Below are 17,948 nucleotides of genomic sequence, written 5' to 3'. Positions count from 1 at the left end.
ACCGAGTGTGTCGCGGCGCCAGAGGGAAACCTTATCCATGGGCGACAGGCACACATCCGTTTCCGACTCCCGAACCCCCGTGACACCGGGCTGGTCGCGATAAGCATGCCGATGTCGCGGATAGGTAAGTGACGCCGCAGCGCGTTGCGCACAATTCTGCGCCAGAAGGGCCATGCGTCGTGGCAGTCGCAGCCCTGGAAAAGGGCCTGAATAGGCCGTTGTAGCCAGCGCGCAATCGAGGTGAGCATGTCCAGCAATTTCCTCAATCCGGTCAATACCCAGACCTGGACCAACGGCCGCCATCTGGTGCGCTGCGTAAAGGTGATCCAGGAAACCTGGGACGTTCGCACCTTTTGCTTCATGTCCGATCAGCCGATCATGTTCTTCTTCAAGCCCGGCCAGTTCGTTACCCTGGAATTGGAGATCGATGGCGAACAGGTGATGCGCTCGTACACCATCGCCAGCTCACCTTCTGTGCCCTACAGTTTTTCCCTGACGATCAAACGTATCCCGGGCGGTAAGGTTTCCAATTGGCTGCACGACAACCTCAGCGAAGGCGATCTGCTGCCGGTGCACGGTCCGGTCGGGCTGTTCAACTCTATCGATTTCCCCACCGACAAAGCCTTGTTTCTGTCCGGCGGCGTCGGCATCACGCCGGTCATGTCGATGGCGCGCTGGTTCTTCGACACCAACGCCAACGTCGATATGGTGTTCGTCCACAGCGCCCGCTCGCCCAAGGACATTATTTTCCACCGCGAGCTGGAGCACATGGCGTCGCGGGTCAACAACTTCAGCCTGCACATCATTTGCGAGAAGCACGGCATGGGCGAGGCCTGGGCCGGCTATCGCGGCTACCTCGACCAGCGCATGCTGGAGCTGATCGCACCGGACTTCGCCGACCGGGAAATCTTCTGTTGCGGGCCGACCCCGTACATGAACGCCGTCAAGCGCCTGCTGACCGCCAACGGCTTCGACATGCAGCGCTATCACGAGGAGTCGTTCGGCGCGACGCCGGCCGACGTGCGTGAAGACGTCAAGGAGCTGGCCGAGCAGGCCGCCGAAGCGCCCGATGTGCCGCTGGCCGACCTCAATCAGGTGGAATTCACCGCAACCGGCAAGAGCATCCGCGTCGGCCCGCGCGATACGGTCCATTCGGCGGCCGCTCAGCTCGGCCTGCACATCCCCAAGGCGTGCGGCATGGGCATTTGCGGCACCTGCAAGGTCATGAAGACTGCCGGCGAGGTGACCATGGAGCATAACGGCGGGATCACCGACGAAGATATCGCTGAGGGTTATATCCTCTCCTGCTGCAGCGTGCCCCAGGGCGACGTGGTCATCGACTACTGAGCCACCCCTCCTCAGGGCGGCCCGCCCTTCACTGCAGGTCTGGCCGCCCGGCCGGGCCTGCTTAGCACGCCTCACGCAGTCAACGATTCACGCACGAGGCGAGCGGCAGCGAGACAGCCCGCAGATTGACCAAGCAGCCAAGCCAGACACGCGAGCCTGATACGGCAGCGCCAAATCGTCGCGTGACTGCCGCCACCCACTGAAGCATTACCCTGCCCACTCGCTCAGCCCCCTGCATTCTTCTCGACGCCGCCTGGTTCATGACTCGACCGTTATCACGAGGGCGATGCCCTGCGTCTGCGTGACCGGCAATTTGACGCAGGCAGGCGGGGGCCTGCGCGAGGTTTCCGAGAACGACGGAGCATGTCGCAAACGAACTCCCACAAGACGCAGGCAGGCATCTTCGCGCCAAGGCCCAGCCCTACCATCGCATCCAGACAGACAAAAGCCTTCACCGAGGCGAATGGCGCCGTTGCGCCTTTAGGAGATCCGCGATGTTCAGCAAGCAAGACAAAATTCAAGGCTATGACGACGAACTTCTGGCGGCGATGGATGCCGAGGAACTGCGTCAGGAACATCACATCGAGCTGATCGCCTCGGAGAATTACACCAGTAAGCGGGTGATGCAGGCACAGGGCAGCGGCCTGACCAACAAGTACGCCGAAGGCTATCCGGGCAAGCGCTACTACGGTGGCTGTGAGCATGTCGATAAGGTCGAGCAACTGGCGATTGACCGTGCCAAGCAGCTGTTCGGTGCCGACTACGCCAACGTCCAGCCGCATTCTGGTTCCTCGGCCAACAGCGCCGTCTACCTTGCCCTGCTCAACGCCGGCGACACCATCCTCGGCATGAGCCTGGCCCACGGCGGCCACCTGACCCACGGCGCCAAGGTCAGCAGCTCCGGCAAGCTCTATAACGCCGTTCAGTACGGGATCGACACCGACACCGGTCTGATCGATTACGACGAGGTCGAGCGCCTGGCCGTCGAAAGCAAGCCGAAGATGATCGTCGCCGGCTTCTCCGCCTACTCGAAGACGCTGGACTTCCCACGCTTCCGCGCCATCGCCGACAAGGTCGGTGCACTGCTCTTCGTCGACATGGCCCACGTAGCAGGCCTGGTCGCCGCCGGCCTGTATCCCAACCCGATCCCGTTTGCCGACGTGGTCACCACGACCACGCACAAGACCCTGCGCGGTCCGCGTGGCGGCCTGATCCTGGCCAAGGCCAATCCCGAAATCGAGAAGAAGCTCAACGCAGCGGTATTCCCCGGTGCCCAGGGCGGTCCGTTGATGCACGTAATCGCGGGCAAGGCGGTGTGCTTCAAGGAAGCCATGGAGCCGGATTTCAAGGAATACCAAGCCCAGGTCATCAAGAACGCCCAGGCCATGGCCAAGGTATTCGTCGATCGCGGTTTCGACGTGGTCTCTGGCGGCACCGACAACCATCTGTTCCTGGTCAGCCTGATCAAGCAGGGCCTGACCGGTAAAGACGCCGATGCCGCTTTGGGTCGTGCAGGCATCACCGTCAACAAGAACGCCGTACCCAACGATCCGCAGTCGCCTTTCGTGACGTCCGGTCTGCGTATCGGTACACCGGCCATTACTACACGCGGGCTCAAGGAAGATCAGAGTGTCGAGCTCGCGGGCTGGATCTGCGACATCCTCGATCACCTCGGTGATGACGATGTCGAGGCACAAGTTGCCCGACAAGTCGCTGGGCTGTGCGCCGACTATCCGGTGTACCGCTGATTCGTAGGGTGGGAGGCGCTGTTGCCTTCCACCGCAACTCGGTGGATCGATAACCGGCGATCCACTTTGCGAATCGCATTGCGTCACCGCTTCGAGGCGGTCGTTTTTCAGGAGCATCGACATGCAACGTTATTCCGGCTTCGGCCTGCTCAAGCACTCCTTCAGCCATCATGAAAACTGGCAGCGCATGTGGCGCAACCCCAAGCCCAAGCCGGTCTACGACGTGGTCATCGTCGGCGGCGGCGGCCACGGCCTCGCCACCGCTTATTACCTGGCGAAAGAGTTCGGCGTTAAGAACGTCGCGGTGATCGAGAAGGGCTGGCTGGGCGGCGGTAACACCGCGCGCAACACCACCATCGTGCGTTCCAACTATCTCTGGGACGAATCGGCGCAGCTCTACGAGCACGCGATGAAGCTGTGGGAAGGCCTGTCCCAGGACATCAATTACAACGTCATGTTCTCCCAGCGCGGCGTGTTCAACCTCGGCCACACCCTGCAGGACATGCGCGACATCGAGCGCCGCGTCAGTGCCAACCGCCTCAACGGTATCGACGGCGAAGTGGTGGATGCCAAGCAGGTGGCGGAGATGATTCCTTACCTGGATTGCTCGAAGAACACCCGTTACCCGATTCTCGGTGCCTCGCTACAGCGCCGCGGCGGCGTCGCCCGTCACGATGCGGTGGCCTGGGGCTATGCCCGCGCCGCCGACGCCTTGGGCGTCGACCTGATCCAGCAGACCGAGGTGACCGGCTTCCGCAAGGAAAACGGCGTGTGCATCGGCGTGGAAACCACCAAGGGCTTCATCGGCGGTAAGCGTGTCGGTGTAGTCACCGCCGGTAACTCCGGGCATATGGCCAAGCTCGCCGGCTTCCGCCTGCCGCTCGAGTCCCATCCACTGCAGGCACTGGTATCCGAGCCGATCAAGCCGATCATCGACACCGTGATCATGTCCAACGCCGTGCATGGCTATATCAGCCAGTCGGACAAGGGCGACCTGGTCATCGGCGCCGGCATCGACAGCTATGTCGGTTACGGTCAGCGTGGCTCCTACCCCACCATCGAACACACGCTGCAGGCGATCGTCGAGATGTTCCCGATCCTCTCGCGGGTGCGCATGAATCGCCAATGGGGCGGCATCGTCGATACCACCCCGGACGCCTGCCCGATCATTGCCAAGACCCCGGTGAAGAACCTGTTCTTCAACTGCGGTTGGGGCACCGGTGGCTTCAAGGCCACACCGGGTTCGGGCCACGTGTTCGCCGCCAGCCTGGCCAAGGGCGAGATGCACCCGCTGGCCAAGGCGTTTTCGATCGAACGTTTCCACAACGGCGCCTTGATCGACGAACACGGCGCGGCTGGGGTCGCACACTGATTTAGTGCCCCCTCCGCCGACGGCGGAGGGAGGAAGGTTTTCTGGAGGTACCGACCATGCTGCACATCTTCTGCCCTCACTGTGGCGAACTGCGCTCCGAAGAAGAGTTCCACGCGGGTGGCCAGGCGCACATTCCCCGTCCGCTGGACCCGAACGCCTGCACCGACGAGGAATGGGGCGAGTACCTGTTCTTCCGTGATAACCCGCGCGGCATCCACCACGAACTGTGGATTCACGCGGCGGGCTGCCGTCAGTACTTCAACGTCACCCGTCATACGGTGAGCTACGAAATTCTCGAGACCTACAAGATCGGCGAACGGCCCAGCGTGACTGAGGCTGCGCTCGCTGCGAAGAAGGCTGTCGACCAAGGAGTAACGGCATGAGCCAGGTCAATCGTCTTTCCCAAGGTGGCCGCATCGACCGCAGCCAGCCCCTGACCTTCAGCTTCAACGGCGAAACCTATCAGGGTTACGCCGGCGACACCCTGGCCGCAGCACTGCTGGCCAACGGTGTCGATGTGGTCGGTCGCAGCTTCAAGTACTCGCGCCCACGCGGCATCGTCGCCGCCGGGGCCGAAGAGCCCAATGCCGTGCTGCAGATCGGTGGTACCGAAGCAGCGCAGATCCCCAACGTGCGTGCCACTCAGCAAGCGCTGTACGCCGGCCTGACCGCCAACAGCGTGAACGGCTGGCCGAGTGTCAACACCGACCTCATGGGGATTCTCGGCAAGGTCGGCGGCGGAATGATGCCGCCCGGTTTCTACTACAAGACCTTCATGTATCCGCAGAACCTCTGGCTGACCTACGAAAAGTACATTCGTAAGGCCGCAGGCCTTGGCCGCGCGCCCACGGAGAATGACCCGGACAGCTACGACCACGTGAACCAACATTGCGACGTCTTGGTAGTCGGTGCTGGCCCTGCTGGTCTGGCAGCGGCCCTGGCCGCCGGCCGCAGTGGTGCCCGGGTGATCCTGGCCGATGAGCAGGAAGAGTTCGGCGGCAGCCTGCTCAGTACACGCGAGAAGCTCGATGGCAAACCCGCCGCCGACTGGGCCGCGAGCGCCATCGCAGAGCTGGAGAAAATGCCGGAAGTGACATTGCTACCGCGGGCTACCGTGAACGGCTACCACGACCACAACTTTCTCACCATTCATCAACGCCTGGCCGACCACCTCGGTGAGGTAGCACCCATGGGTGCGTTCAACCAGCGAATCGTGCGTCAACGCATGCACCGCGTGAGAGCCAAGCGTGTGGTGCTGGCGACCGGCGCTCACGAGCGCCCACTGGTCTATTCGAACAACGATGTGCCCGGCAACATGCTGGCCGATGCGGTTTCCACTTATGTACGCCGCTACGGCGTGGCACCGGGCCGTCAGTTGGTACTGTCGACAAACAACGACTATGCCTACCGCGCGGTGCTCGACTGGCTGGACGCCGGCCATCAGGTGGTGGCGGTTGCCGATGCCCGTAGTAATCCACGTGGCGCCTGGGTCGAGGAAGCGCGCAAGCGCGGCGTACGTGTCCTCACCGGCAGTGCAGTGGTCGAGGCACGCGGCAGCAAGCGAGTCACCGGCGCACGGATCTGCTCCATCGACATCGCCAACCATAAAGTCACCAGCTCTGGCGAGGTGATTGACTGCGACCTGATCGCCAGCTCCGGCGGCTACAGTCCGGTGGTCCACCTGGCCTCACACCTCGGTGGCCGTCCGATCTGGCGCGAAGATATTCTCGCCTTCGTCCCCGGCGAGGGCTTCCAGCAGCGCAGCTGCGCTGGTGCGGTGAACGGCGTGTTCGCCCTCGGCGACGCCCTCGCCGACGGCTTCGAGGCTGGTGCCAAAGCGGCCGTCGAGACTGGTTTCAAGGTAGTCACCGGCAGCGTGCCGAGGGTCGAACAGCGCGCCGAGGAAGCCAGCGTCGCGCTGTTCCATGTGCCGCATGACAAGCCCACCGAGCGTGCGCCCAAGCAATTCGTCGACTTGCAAAACGACGTCACTGCGGCCGGCATCAAACTCGCCACTCGCGAAGGGTTCGAGTCGGTCGAGCACGTCAAGCGCTACACCGCACTGGGCTTCGGCACCGACCAGGGCAAGCTCGGCAACATCAACGGCCTGGCCATCGCTGCGCATTCGATGGGCATCGGCATCGCCGAAATGGGCACCACGATGTTCCGCCCGAACTACACGCCGGTGACTTTCGGCGCCGTAGCCGGTGCTCACTGCGGCGAGCTGTTCGAGCCCAAGCGCTATACCGCCATGCAGAAGTGGCACCTGCAGAACGGCGCCGAATTCGAGGACGTCGGCCAGTGGAAGCGTCCCTGGTACTTCCCCAAGAAGGGCGAAGATCTGCACGCCGCCGTGGCCCGCGAGTGTCTGGCCGTGCGTAATGCGGTGGGCATCCTCGACGCATCGACCCTCGGCAAGATCGATATCCAAGGCCCGGATGCACGCGAGTTCCTCAACCGCGTCTACACCAATGCCTGGACCAAGCTGGACGTGGGCAAGGCCCGCTACGGCCTGATGTGCAAGGAAGACGGCATGGTTTTCGACGACGGCGTGACCGCCTGTCTGGCCGACAACCACTTCCTGATGACCACCACCACTGGCGGCGCGGCACGGGTAATGGAATGGCTGGAGATCTATCACCAGACCGAATGGCCGGAACTGAAGGTGTACTTCACCTCGGTCACCGACCACTGGGCGACCATGACCCTGTCCGGTCCCAACAGCCGCAAGCTGCTGGCCGAGGTCACCGACATCGACCTGGACAAGGACGCCTTCCCGTTCATGACCTGGAAGGAAGGCAAGGTCGGCGGCGTACCTGCGCGGGTGTTCCGCATCTCCTTCACCGGTGAGCTGAGCTACGAAGTCAACGTCCAGGCCGACTACGCTCTGGGTGTATGGGAGCAGATCATCGAGGCGGGCAAGAAGCACGGCCTGACGCCTTACGGCACCGAGACCATGCACGTACTGCGTGCCGAGAAAGGCTTCATCATCGTTGGCCAGGACACCGATGGATCCGTGACCCCGGATGATCTGAACATGGGCTGGTGCGTAGGCCGTACCAAACCCTTCTCCTGGATCGGCTGGCGCGGTATGAACCGCGAGGATTGCCTCAAGGAAAACCGCAAGCAGCTGGTTGGCCTCAAGCCGGTGGACCCGAAAAAGGTACTGCCCGAGGGCGCGCAGCTGGTATTCGACCCGAAACAGCCCGTACCCATGACCATGGTGGGTCACGTCACCTCCAGCTACATGAGCGCGGCCATGGGTTACAGCTTCGCCATGGCACTGGTCAAGGGCGGCCTCAAGCGCATCGGCGAGCGAGTCTTCGCACCGCTGGTCGATGGCAGCGTGATCGAGGCCGAGATTGTCAGCTCGGTGTTCTACGACCCGAAAGGCGAGCGGCAGAACGTGTGAGGTGAGCGTGAGGCTGGCTCGCCACCTCACCCCGGAATTCAACGGCGCCTAGCGGCGCCAGGCAGGTAAACCATGACCGCAGTGAACGTTTACAAACAACGCCCGGACAATCTCGAGGGGCAATCGCCGTTGCACCATGCCGGCCTCGCCGAGTTGGTCGGCAAGGGCCGCGCCGGGGCCGGCATCCGCCTGCGTGAAAAGAAGCTGCGCGGTCACCTGACCCTGCGCGGCGACGCCCACGACCCAGCCTTTGCCAACGGCGTGCAGCAGGCCCTCGGACTCCCGTTGCCGGTCGCGCTGACGCTGGTGGCCGAAGGCGAGACCTCGCTGCAGTGGATGGGCCCGGACGAATGGCTGCTGATCGTGCCGCAGGGCGAGGAATTCGCCACCGAACAGCGGCTGCGCGACGCGCTGTCCGGGCAGCACATCCAGGTGGTCAATGTCAGCGGCGGACAAACCCTGCTCGAACTCTCCGGAGAAAAGGTGCGTGAGTTGCTGATGAAATCGACGCCCTATGACGTGCATCCGGGCAACTTCCCGGTGGGCAAGGCGGTAGGGACCCATTTCGCCAAGAGCCAGCTAGTGATTCGCCACACCGCCGAGCATGTATGGGAATTGGTGGTGCGGCGCAGCTTCGCCGACTACATCTGGCTCTGGCTGCAGGATGCCAGCGCCGAGTACGGGCTGGCGATCGAGGCGTGAGCGCAGGGTGGGCGATGCCTTTTTCGTCCACCGTGGTACAGCAAAGGTAAATGGGTGGAGGGACAGCTGCACGCCCCATCCACCCTACGCCTGGCAACGATTACCGGGAGCCTGACAATGAGCCGCACGCCCGATACCTGGATTCTCACCGCACACAGCCCGAGCTTGCTCGGCACCGTCGATGTGGTGACCCGCTACCTGTTCGAACAGGGCTGCTACGTCACCGAGCACCACAGCTTCGATGATCGCCTGGTCAACCGCTTCTTCATCCGGGTCGAATTTCGCGCGCCAGACGGCTTCGACGAGGCCGACTTCCGCACCGGCCTGATCGACCGCGTCACGCCCTTCGAAATGCATACCGAGCTGACACCACCGGGTTACCGGGCCAAGGTGGTGATCATGGTGTCCAAGTCCGATCACTGCCTGAACGATCTGCTGTACCGCCAGCGCATCGGCCAGCTGCCGATGGACATCGCCGCCGTGGTTTCCAACCACCCGGATCTGGAACCCCTGGCACGCTGGCACGGCATTCCCTATCACCATTTCCCGCTCGATCCGCGCGACAAACCGGCCCAAGAGCGCCGGGTGCTGCAAGTGATCGAGGACAGCGGCGCGGAGCTGGTGGTGCTCGCACGCTATATGCAGGTGCTCTCGCCCGAGCTGTGCCGGACGCTCGACGGACGCGCCATCAACATTCACCACTCGTTGCTGCCCGGCTTCAAGGGTGCCAAGCCCTACCACCAGGCCTACCAGAAAGGCGTCAAGCTGGTCGGCGCCACCGCGCACTTCATCAACAACGACCTCGACGAAGGGCCGATCATCGCCCAGGGCGTCGAGGCGGTGGACCACACCCACTATCCGGAAGACCTGATCGCCAAGGGCCGCGACATTGAATGTCTGACGCTGGCCAAGGCGGTCGGCTATTTCCTCGAACGACGCGTGTTCCTGCATGCCAACCGCACAGTAGTGCTGTAAGGCTCGGACACCATGGAACTGCGATCCGCGAAGCGGCGAGCAGATCCGCAATAGACAACTGCCGGCTGACCCAGGCGGCAACTGAAAGCTCCACTACAAGCCCGCGCGGCCTCCCGTCGCGCCTTGTATTCACAAAAACACAAAGGAGAAAGGCAGATGGCTGACAATCGTGGCGTCGTTTACCTCGGCGCAGGCAAGGTCGAAGTCCAGAAAATCGACTATCCCAAGATGCAGGACCCCCGCGGGCGCAAGATCGAACACGGTGTGATCCTGCGTGTCGTTTCCACCAACATCTGCGGCTCTGACCAGCACATGGTGCGCGGCCGCACCACCGCCCAGGTCGGCTTGGTGCTCGGTCACGAGATCACCGGGGAAGTCATCGAGAAAGGCAGCGATGTCGAGAACCTGCAGATCGGCGACCTGGTCTCGGTACCGTTCAACGTCGCCTGCGGCCGTTGCCGTTCCTGTAAGGAACAGCACACAGGCGTCTGCCTGACCGTCAACCCGGCGCGTGCCGGCGGCGCTTACGGCTACGTCGACATGGGCGACTGGACCGGCGGTCAGGCCGAATACGTGCTGGTGCCCTACGCCGACTTCAACCTGCTCAAGCTGCCCAACCGCGACAAGGCGATGGAGAAGATCCGCGACCTGACCTGCCTGTCGGATATCCTGCCCACCGGCTCCCACGGCGCGGTCACCGCCGGTGTCGGCCCAGGCAGCTCGGTGTACATCGCCGGCGCCGGCCCGGTCGGTCTGGCGGCTGCCGCCTCGGCACGCCTGCTGGGCGCCGCGGTGGTGATCGTCGGGGACCTCAACCCCGCCCGCCTGGCCCACGCCAAGGCCCAGGGTTTCGAGATCGCCGACCTGTCGTTGGACACCCCGTTGCACGAACAGATCGCCGCCCTGCTGGGCGAGCCGGAAGTCGATTGTGCGGTCGATTGCGTGGGCTTCGAGGCTCGCGGCCATGGTCATGAAGGCGCCAAGCACGAGGCGCCAGCCACCGTGCTCAACTCGCTGATGGGCGTGGTTCGAGTCGCCGGCAAGATCGGTATTCCCGGTCTGTACGTGACCGAGGATCCGGGTGCGGTGGACGCCGCAGCGAAAATGGGCAGCCTGAGCATCCGCTTCGGTCTGGGCTGGGCCAAGTCGCACAGTTTCCATACTGGTCAGACGCCGGTGATGAAATACAACCGCGCGCTGATGCAGGCGATCATGTGGGACCGCATCAATATCGCCGAGGTTGTCGGCGTGCAAGTGATCAGCCTGGACCAGGCACCCCAGGGCTACGGCGAGTTCGATGCCGGCGTGCCGAAGAAATTCGTCATCGACCCGCACAAGATGTTCAGCGCAGCCTGATTCGCCGCCTGCTCGGTCGCCGGCAGGTAACTCTCCCTGCGGATCGCTTCCGCAGGCCCCTGACATGAAGCACTTTGGGGAGCCTTACGGCTCCTCTTTTTTTGGCGAGCGCCTATCGACTCGCTGTTCGGGCGCTGCCCGCTAGATACAGTCGAAACGCCACGCCTGGTTGCGGGAGCGCCGGCTTAGAGCATGCACACCCGGCGACCCGATGCGAACACCACTTAGCCTGGCAGACCGATGACCCGTCCGATATGGATGGGCCTGGGCAGGTCCCGCTGCGCCTCGTGCAGCGCCTGCACCAGCGCCAGCACCTCCTCGTCGAACGGCGCCGAACGCGCAACGCCGCGATCGACATTCATCAACATCTGCTCGCTGGCCGCCAGCAACTGCTCGTCACCGGGACGATAGAGACCCAGATGAACGTGTAACCGCTTGTGATCGTATGCCAGCAGGTGGGTACGTACCTCGACTTCGCTGCCGAGCTTCACCTCGTTCAGGTAGTTGAGATGACATTCCAGGGTGTACAGCGTATGCCCCGTGCGCTCACGCCCGGCTGCATCCAGGCCGATGCGATCCATGAGCGCATCCGTGGCGTAGCTGAAGATCAGCAGGTAGAAGGCATCACGCAGGTGGTCGTTGTAGTCCACCCATTCGGCCGGGATGACGGTGCGGTAGCTGGTCAGAAGCATGGTGATCCTCGGAGACGGAAGTCGAGTGGCAAGAGCCCGTTGCGGCGGACTCGAAGACCGAACGGGCAATCTAGCAGCGAACGGCGTATGGCTTCATCCTCTACGCCATTGCGGCTAGGCACGCGGCATGAAGCACTGCCCGTATGGCGTAGTCAGTCTGCAAAATCGAAACCGTGGCGTGCCTTGGTTTGCTTGATCGCAGCCATTACGGCCAATAGACAATCGTCACGATAGCGCTCCAGCTCGGCGATGCCGCGGGCGCCCTGCTGTTCGGTCGTGCCTTCGACCACCTTGTCGATCAACGCGTCGGTCAATTCCGGCGCCTCCAGATAGGTCCATGGCAACTGCAAGGCCGGCCCGAACTGAGCCATGAAATGGCGCATACCGGCGTCACCGCCCGCCAGGGTATAGGTGAGAAATGTCCCCATGAACGACCATCGCAGGCCGGCACCGAAGCGAATCGCATCATCGATTTCTCCGGTGGTGGCGACACCGTCGTTGACCAGATGCAAGGCTTCGCGCCACAGCGCTTCGAGCAAGCGGTCGGCAATGAAGCCAGGCACTTCCTTGCGCACATGCAGCGGGCGCATTCCCAATGCTTCATAGATGTCGACAGCGGCTTGTACGGCCTCCGGTGCGGTCCGCTCGCCTCCAACCACTTCTACCAGGGGCAGCAGGTACACCGGATTGAACGGGTGCCCGACCAGGCAGCGCTCGGGCTGTACGGCGTCGGCGTAGAACGCGCTGGGTAACAAGCCCGACGTGCTGGACGCGATCAGTACGTTTGGACGGGCCGCGGCGCTGATCTTCGCGTGCAGCTCACATTTGAGTGCGAGACGCTCCGGAGCGCTTTCCTGGATGAAGTCGGCATCCGCCACACAGGCCTCGATGGTTTCGACCAAGCGCAGCCGGGCCTGGTTGGCTCCCGGCGCCAAGCCTTGCGCTTCGAGCGCCGGCCAGGCATTGGCAATGCGCGTACGCAAAGCCGCTTCGGCACCCGGTGCCGGATCCCAGGCGAGCACATCCAGGCCATGGGCCAGCGCTCGGGCAATCCATCCTGCGCCGATCACGCCGGTTCCGATGGCGGCGAAGGTCTTTATTTCGGTGACAAAGGCCATAGCGGCTCCTGCTTGTGTGTCCCGGCAATCCCGGGGCTTCGATTGGCAGCCGAGGCGCCAGGCGCGACGGCGTAATGCCGGCACGTCGGGCTCGGTGCCTACGGGCGTTTCAACCGCGCTTCTTGAGGTTCATCCGGTCGCGGCCTTCGGCGGGAGTCAAGGCTCGTCCACCCATGCGCTCGATGATCTCGATGGCTCGCTCGACCAGCTGGCCGTTACTGGCATGCACACCACGGTCGAGCCATAGGTTGTCCTCCAGGCCGACCCGCACGTTGCCGCCCAGCAGCACGGCCTGGGCAACCATCGGCATCTGCGAGCGGCCGATGCCGAAACCGGCCCAGATCGCGCCTGCCGGCAGGTTGTCGGCCATGGCTTTCATGGTGGTGGTGTCCGCGGGTGCGCCCCAAGGAATGCCCAGACAGATCTGGAACAGGGGATCATCGAGCAGGCCTTCCTTGAGCATCTGTTTGGCGAACCACAGGTGACCGGTGTCGAAGATCTCCAGCTCAGCCTTCACGCCCAGCTCGGTGATGCGTTTGGCGCCCGCGCGCAGCTGGGACGGTGTGGAGACGTAAATGAAGTCACCATCACCGAAATTCAGCGTGCCGCAATCCAGCGTGCAGATCTCCGGCAGCAGCTCTTGCACATGCTTGAGACGCTCCAGCGGACCGACCAGATCGGTACCGCTACCGAATTCCAGCGGCTGCTCGCCCCGCCCGATCTCCAGATCGCCGCCCATGCCGGCGGTCAGATTGATGATCACATCGGTATCGCTTTCGCGGATGCGCTCGACCAGCTCCCGGTACAACGCCACATCACGGCTCGGCTTGCCGGTCCGCGGGTCGCGGACATGGCAATGGGCGACCGTGGCGCCAGCCCTGGCCGCCTCGATGGCGGCGGCGGCGATCTCTTTGGGCGTGACAGGGATGGCCGGATGCTTGCCGACGGTATCGCCAGCACCGGTCACCGCACAGGTGACGATGACTTCGTAGTTCACGGTTAGGTCCTTGTTTCAGGCGATGGGAGGCCGTACGCGGTGGGCCGCGCACGGGTGTATCAGTTTGCGTTCGGGACGGTCGTCTATTGGAGCGAGGCGATCACCGCATCGGCACCGCTCTTGCCATCGAAACTGGTGACACCGGCCAGCCAGGCCTTGACCACCTCGGGGTTGGCCTTGAGCCAGGCGCGGGCCACCTGATCGGGCGCCTGGCGGTCCATGATCGGCGCCATCAGTTCGGCCTCCTGGGCACTGGTGAAGCGCAAGCCAGTCAGCAGCCGATCGGCATTCGGGCAACGCTGGGCGAAGTCCGGCGCCGTGACCGTGGAAACCGTTGCGGCGCCGTCGTTGGGGCCAAACACATTTTCGCTGCCGGTCAGGTAGGTGATCGACAGCTGAATGTTCATCGGATGCGGTTTCCAACCGAAGAACAGCACCGGCTTCTCCGCCCTCACCGCTCGCTTGACCGCTGTCAGCATGGCGCCCTCGCTGGACTCGACCAAGGTGAACTCGCCCAGGCCGAACTGATCTTCGTCGATCATTTTCTGGATGGCAGTGTTGGCGCCGGAGCCGGACTCGATGCCGTAGATCTTGCCATCGAGCTGATCCTTGAACCGGGCGATATCGGCGAAGGTCTTCAGGCCCGCCTCGGCGGTGTAGGTCGGCACGGCGAGTATCGCGATGGCGTCATCGAGCGATGGCTCGGGCGCGACCTTGACCGCGTCACGGTCCAGGAACGGCTTTATGTTGTCGTCCATGATCGGCTTCCAATAGCCGAGAAATGCATCGATCTGGTTTTTCTGAATGCCGGCGAAAATGATCTGTTGCGATGCCTGGGTCTGGGTGGTTTCGTAGCCAAGGCGGCCCAACAGCTCGCTGGCGACCGCCGTGGTGGCGACCACGTCGGTCCAGCCGACCGCACCCAGGCGGATCTCCTGGCAACTGGCGTCGTCTGCGGCCAGCAGGGGTGAACTGAACAGGCTGAGTAAACAGCAGCCGGCGATTGTGCTAAGACCTTTCATTGGCGCTCCCCTGAAGGGTTCGATTTATCAGGACGCTCGCGCCCTGTTTGTTGTCGTGCAGAGGCCTCTGTTCCCTGTCGGAGCAGATAATCCGCTCATGCGGGGTGCAATGGCGCCCCGTGAACGGTATCTACTGCGCCCGATGTGGCCACAGTACGCAGCGGCGCGCGCTGAAAAACGAACTAAAGCGACTGTCTGTTGAACTGAAGCGACCACTTGCTGTGAACTGCAGCGAACACTTGCCAGCAACGCCAACCGCTGCTTTTAGCGTCATCAGAACGGGATTTCCGATGCCTCAAACCCTATGGTTTCTCCTGCTTCCGGGCTTTTCCATGATGGGCCTTATGTCGGCCATAGAGCCGCTGCGTGTGGCCAATCGGTTTCGCGGCGAGCTGTATCGCTGGCGTCTGCTAAGCCAGGATGGCGCAGCAGTCGCCAGCAGCAATGGGATGTCGCTCAACGTCGATGGTGCGCTGGAAGCACCGAACGCATGCCACACGCTATTCGTGGTGGCCGGCTTCGACCCGCTGGCGACCTTCGATACGCGCCTCGCTCATTGGCTGCATCGAATCGAACGCGAGGGGGCGATGCTCGGTGGCATCGACACCGGCAGCTTCGTTCTGGCACAAGCCGAATTGTTCGGCACGCAACGCCTGACGCTGCATTGGGAAGCCATCGGCGCCTTTCAGGAGCGCTACCCCCACCTGAACGTGACCCAGGAACTGTTCGAAGTCGACGGCAGGCGCATCACCAGTGCAGGCGGAACGGCCAGCCTGGACCTGATGTTGACGCTGATCGGCCGCGACCATGGCGAAACCCTGGCGGTGGCCGTCTCGGAACAGTTCGTGGTTGGCCGCATCCGCTCGCGCCAGGACCACCAACGGATGCAGATCGCCAGCCGCTACGGCATACATAACAAGAAGCTGGTGCAGGTGATCAGCGAGATGGAGCGCCATAGCGAACAGCCGCTCTGCTCCCAGGAACTCGCCGAACTGGTCAATGTGACGCCACGGCAACTGGAACGCCTGTTTCGCCAGCACCTCAGCGAAACGCCGTCGGCCTTCTATCTGGCCCTGCGCCTGGACAAAGCCCGGCAGCTGCTGCGCCAGACCGACATGAGCGTACTGGAGATCGGGGTGGCCTGCGGTTTCGAATCGCCCTCCTATTTCTCCCGCTGCTACCGTTCGCGCTTTGCTGCCAGCCCCAGCCAGGATCGCCACGAGCTGCTCGCGACGGCGCGCTGAGCAAGCCTGGCCAGAATGCTCCGGCTCCCAGCCTGAGGTCCACGGTCGGACCTGTCCATTCGCGACCGTCCTTTGACGTTTTCGGCAATACCCCAGTCGCTTTTGCACCGGGTCGCCCCGCCCCCCAGGGATATGCTCCCCCCAAAGCGCCGACAAAAGATTCGCTGCGCCACACCGGGGAAGTGACCTGATGAACCCAACCGAACTGCACGCCGACAGCATCGTCATCGATGGCCTGATTATCGCCAAATGGAACCGCGAGCTCTTCGAGGATATGCGCAAGGGTGGCCTGACCGCCGCAAACTGCACCGTCTCGGTATGGGAAGGGTTCCAGGCCACGGTAAACAACATCGCTGCCAGCCAGAAGCTGATCCGCGAGAACAGCGACCTGGTGATGCCGGTGCGGACCACTGCTGACATCCGCAAAGCCAAGGAACTGGGTAAGACCGGCATCCTGTTCGGCTTCCAGAACGCTCATGCCTTCGAGGACCAGATCGGCTACGTCGAGGTGTTCAAGCAGCTCGGCGTGGGCATCGTACAGATGTGCTACAACACCCAGAATCTGGTCGGCACCGGCTGCTACGAGCGCGACGGCGGCCTGTCCGGCTTCGGTCGCGAGATCGTCGCCGAGATGAACCGCGTCGGCATCATGTGCGACCTGTCCCATGTCGGTTCCAAGACCAGCGAGGAAGTCATCCTCGAGTCGAAGAAGCCGGTCTGCTACTCCCACTGCCTGCCATCGGGCCTGAAAGAGCATCCGCGCAACAAGTCCGATGAGGAACTGAAGTTCATCGCCGACCACGGCGGCTTCGTCGGCGTGACCATGTTCGCGCCTTTCCTGGCCAAAGGCATCGACTCGACCATCGACGACTACGCCGAGGCCATCGAGTACGTGATGAACCTGGTCGGCGAAGACGCCATCGGCATCGGTACCGACTTCACCCAGGGCCATGGCCAGGACTTCTTCGAGTACCTGACCCATGACAAGGGCTACGCCCGTCGCCTGACCAGCTTCGGCAAGATCGTCAACCCGCTGGGCATCCGCACTGTGGGCGAGTTCCCCAACCTCACCGAGACCCTGCTCAAGCGCGGCATGTCCGAACGCACCGTGCGCAAGGTGATGGGCGAGAACTGGGTGCGCGTGCTCAAAGACGTCTGGGGCGAGTAAACGAACGTAGGGTGGATGACGCGTTTTTCATCCACCAATCATCTTTGCGGTGGATAGACAAGGCGCCAACTGCGCGTCCCGATCCACCCTACACCTGACTTTTGAATTCGGAGTTGATCCACATGTCCACACATGCCCCCGAGATGCCCATCCAGGTCGACGACGAAACCGGCGTCTGGACCACCGATGCCCTGCCCATGCTCTATGTGCCCCGGCACTTCTTCGTCAATAACCACATGGGTATCGAAGAAGTCCTGGGCGCCGACAAGTACGCTGAGATTCTCTACAAGGCCGGCTACAAATCGGCCTGGCACTGGTGCGAAAAGGAAGCCGAGTGCCACGGCCTGGTCGGCGTTGAAGTCTTCGAACACTACATGAAGCGCTTGTCGCAGCGCGGTTGGGGGCTGTTCAAGATCCAGGCGATCGACCTGGACGCTGGTACCTGCGAGGTGCGCCTGGACCACTCGGCCTTCGTGTACGTCTACGGCAAATGCGGTCGCCCGGTGGACTACATGTTCACCGGCTGGTTCGCCGGCGCCATGGACCAGATTCTACAGGCGCAGGGCAGCAGCATCCGCACCGTCGCCGAACAGGTCTATGGCGCCTCGCAGGAAGGCCACGACCACGGGCTGTTCCGCGTCAAACCACTCTAAAAACAACTTTCAACCGTGATCGAAAACGTAGCGAGCGAAGGGTAGGCAAGGCGGAGGCAGAAGCGAAGAGCGGAGTTTACTGTTGTAAATGAGCATTTTCGCTTCTGCCTCCAACGCCGCATAACCGAGCGCAGTAGTTTTC

15 protein-coding genes are annotated in these 17,948 nt (G+C 62.8%); 11 read left to right on the top strand and 4 right to left on the bottom strand.

All coding sequences use genetic code 11. The annotated features are described in order from the left end of the window. The first annotated feature begins 246 nt into the window (after window positions 1-246). From gbcB to fdhA, 8 genes are all read left to right on the top strand, one after another. Window positions 247-1,347, top strand: coding sequence for a glycine-betaine demethylase subunit GbcB (gene gbcB / locus MCB86_RS17060; protein ID WP_239611620.1), 1,101 nt, complete (start codon window positions 247-249; stop codon window positions 1,345-1,347). 494 nt (window positions 1,348-1,841) lie between these two features. Beyond that, window positions 1,842-3,095, top strand: a complete 1,254-nt coding sequence (glyA, locus tag MCB86_RS17055; RefSeq protein ID WP_045160659.1) for a serine hydroxymethyltransferase — start codon at window positions 1,842-1,844, stop codon at window positions 3,093-3,095. A gap of 121 nt (window positions 3,096-3,216) precedes the next feature. Beyond that, window positions 3,217-4,467, top strand: a complete 1,251-nt coding sequence (locus MCB86_RS17050) for a sarcosine oxidase subunit beta family protein (RefSeq protein WP_045160658.1) — start codon at window positions 3,217-3,219, stop codon at window positions 4,465-4,467. Window positions 4,468-4,523: 56 nt separating this feature from the next. After that, window positions 4,524-4,850: a sarcosine oxidase subunit delta gene (locus tag MCB86_RS17045; protein ID WP_045160657.1), complete on the top strand. Its 327-nt coding sequence runs from the start codon at window positions 4,524-4,526 to the stop codon at window positions 4,848-4,850. Further along, on the top strand, window positions 4,847-7,879 hold the full coding sequence (locus tag MCB86_RS17040; RefSeq protein WP_239611619.1) for a sarcosine oxidase subunit alpha: 3,033 nt from the start codon (window positions 4,847-4,849) through the stop codon (window positions 7,877-7,879). The genes MCB86_RS17045 and MCB86_RS17040 overlap by 4 nt, the downstream gene beginning before the upstream one ends. A gap of 72 nt (window positions 7,880-7,951) precedes the next feature. Then, window positions 7,952-8,581 (top strand): sarcosine oxidase subunit gamma family protein, encoded by a 630-nt coding sequence (soxG, locus tag MCB86_RS17035; RefSeq protein ID WP_045160655.1) that lies wholly within the window; start codon window positions 7,952-7,954, stop codon window positions 8,579-8,581. A 117-nt stretch (window positions 8,582-8,698) separates the two neighbouring features. After that, entirely contained in the window at window positions 8,699-9,556 is an 858-nt protein-coding gene (gene purU, locus MCB86_RS17030) for a formyltetrahydrofolate deformylase (protein ID WP_045160654.1), read from the top strand. A 156-nt stretch (window positions 9,557-9,712) separates the two neighbouring features. After that, on the top strand, window positions 9,713-10,912 hold the full coding sequence (gene fdhA, locus MCB86_RS17025; protein WP_239611618.1) for a formaldehyde dehydrogenase, glutathione-independent: 1,200 nt from the start codon (window positions 9,713-9,715) through the stop codon (window positions 10,910-10,912). A 224-nt stretch (window positions 10,913-11,136) separates the two neighbouring features. Here the strand turns inward: fdhA and MCB86_RS17020 are convergent, their stop codons facing one another. The 4 genes from MCB86_RS17020 to choX all read right to left on the bottom strand — a co-directional run bounded on the left by MCB86_RS17020 (window position 11,137) and on the right by choX (window position 14,741). Beyond that, entirely contained in the window at window positions 11,137-11,604 is a 468-nt protein-coding gene (locus MCB86_RS17020; RefSeq protein ID WP_045160653.1) for a thioesterase family protein, read from the bottom strand. A gap of 152 nt (window positions 11,605-11,756) precedes the next feature. Then, window positions 11,757-12,722: an L-carnitine dehydrogenase gene (locus MCB86_RS17015; RefSeq protein ID WP_045160652.1), complete on the bottom strand. Its 966-nt coding sequence runs from the start codon at window positions 12,720-12,722 to the stop codon at window positions 11,757-11,759. 109 nt (window positions 12,723-12,831) lie between these two features. Further along, a complete protein-coding gene (locus MCB86_RS17010) occupies window positions 12,832-13,719 on the bottom strand; it encodes a 3-keto-5-aminohexanoate cleavage protein (protein ID WP_045160651.1) in 888 nt (295 codons plus the stop codon). Between the two features lie 83 nt (window positions 13,720-13,802). Continuing rightward, window positions 13,803-14,741, bottom strand: coding sequence for a choline ABC transporter substrate-binding protein (gene choX, locus MCB86_RS17005; protein ID WP_045160650.1), 939 nt, complete (start codon window positions 14,739-14,741; stop codon window positions 13,803-13,805). Window positions 14,742-15,031: 290 nt separating this feature from the next. On the opposite strand from choX, the gene MCB86_RS17000 reads away from it, so the two are divergent. The 3 genes from MCB86_RS17000 (at window position 15,032) to MCB86_RS16990 (ending at window position 17,806) form a co-directional block, all read left to right on the top strand. Then, window positions 15,032-15,985 (top strand): GlxA family transcriptional regulator, encoded by a 954-nt coding sequence (locus MCB86_RS17000; protein WP_045160649.1) that lies wholly within the window; start codon window positions 15,032-15,034, stop codon window positions 15,983-15,985. 190 nt (window positions 15,986-16,175) lie between these two features. Beyond that, on the top strand, window positions 16,176-17,153 hold the full coding sequence (locus MCB86_RS16995) for a dipeptidase (RefSeq protein WP_045160647.1): 978 nt from the start codon (window positions 16,176-16,178) through the stop codon (window positions 17,151-17,153). 122 nt (window positions 17,154-17,275) lie between these two features. Further along, window positions 17,276-17,806 carry a 4-vinyl reductase gene (locus MCB86_RS16990; RefSeq protein WP_045160646.1) on the top strand — a complete coding sequence of 177 codons (531 nt, stop codon included), beginning with the start codon at window positions 17,276-17,278 and terminating at the stop codon, window positions 17,804-17,806. The last annotated feature ends 142 nt before the right edge of the window (window positions 17,807-17,948 follow it).

Source organism: Pseudomonas sp. KSR10 (assembly GCF_022355455.1).
In the GTDB taxonomy this organism is placed as follows: Bacteria; Pseudomonadota; Gammaproteobacteria; order Pseudomonadales; family Pseudomonadaceae; genus Stutzerimonas; species Stutzerimonas stutzeri_E.
This window is presented reverse-complemented; position numbering and strand designations above follow the sequence as displayed.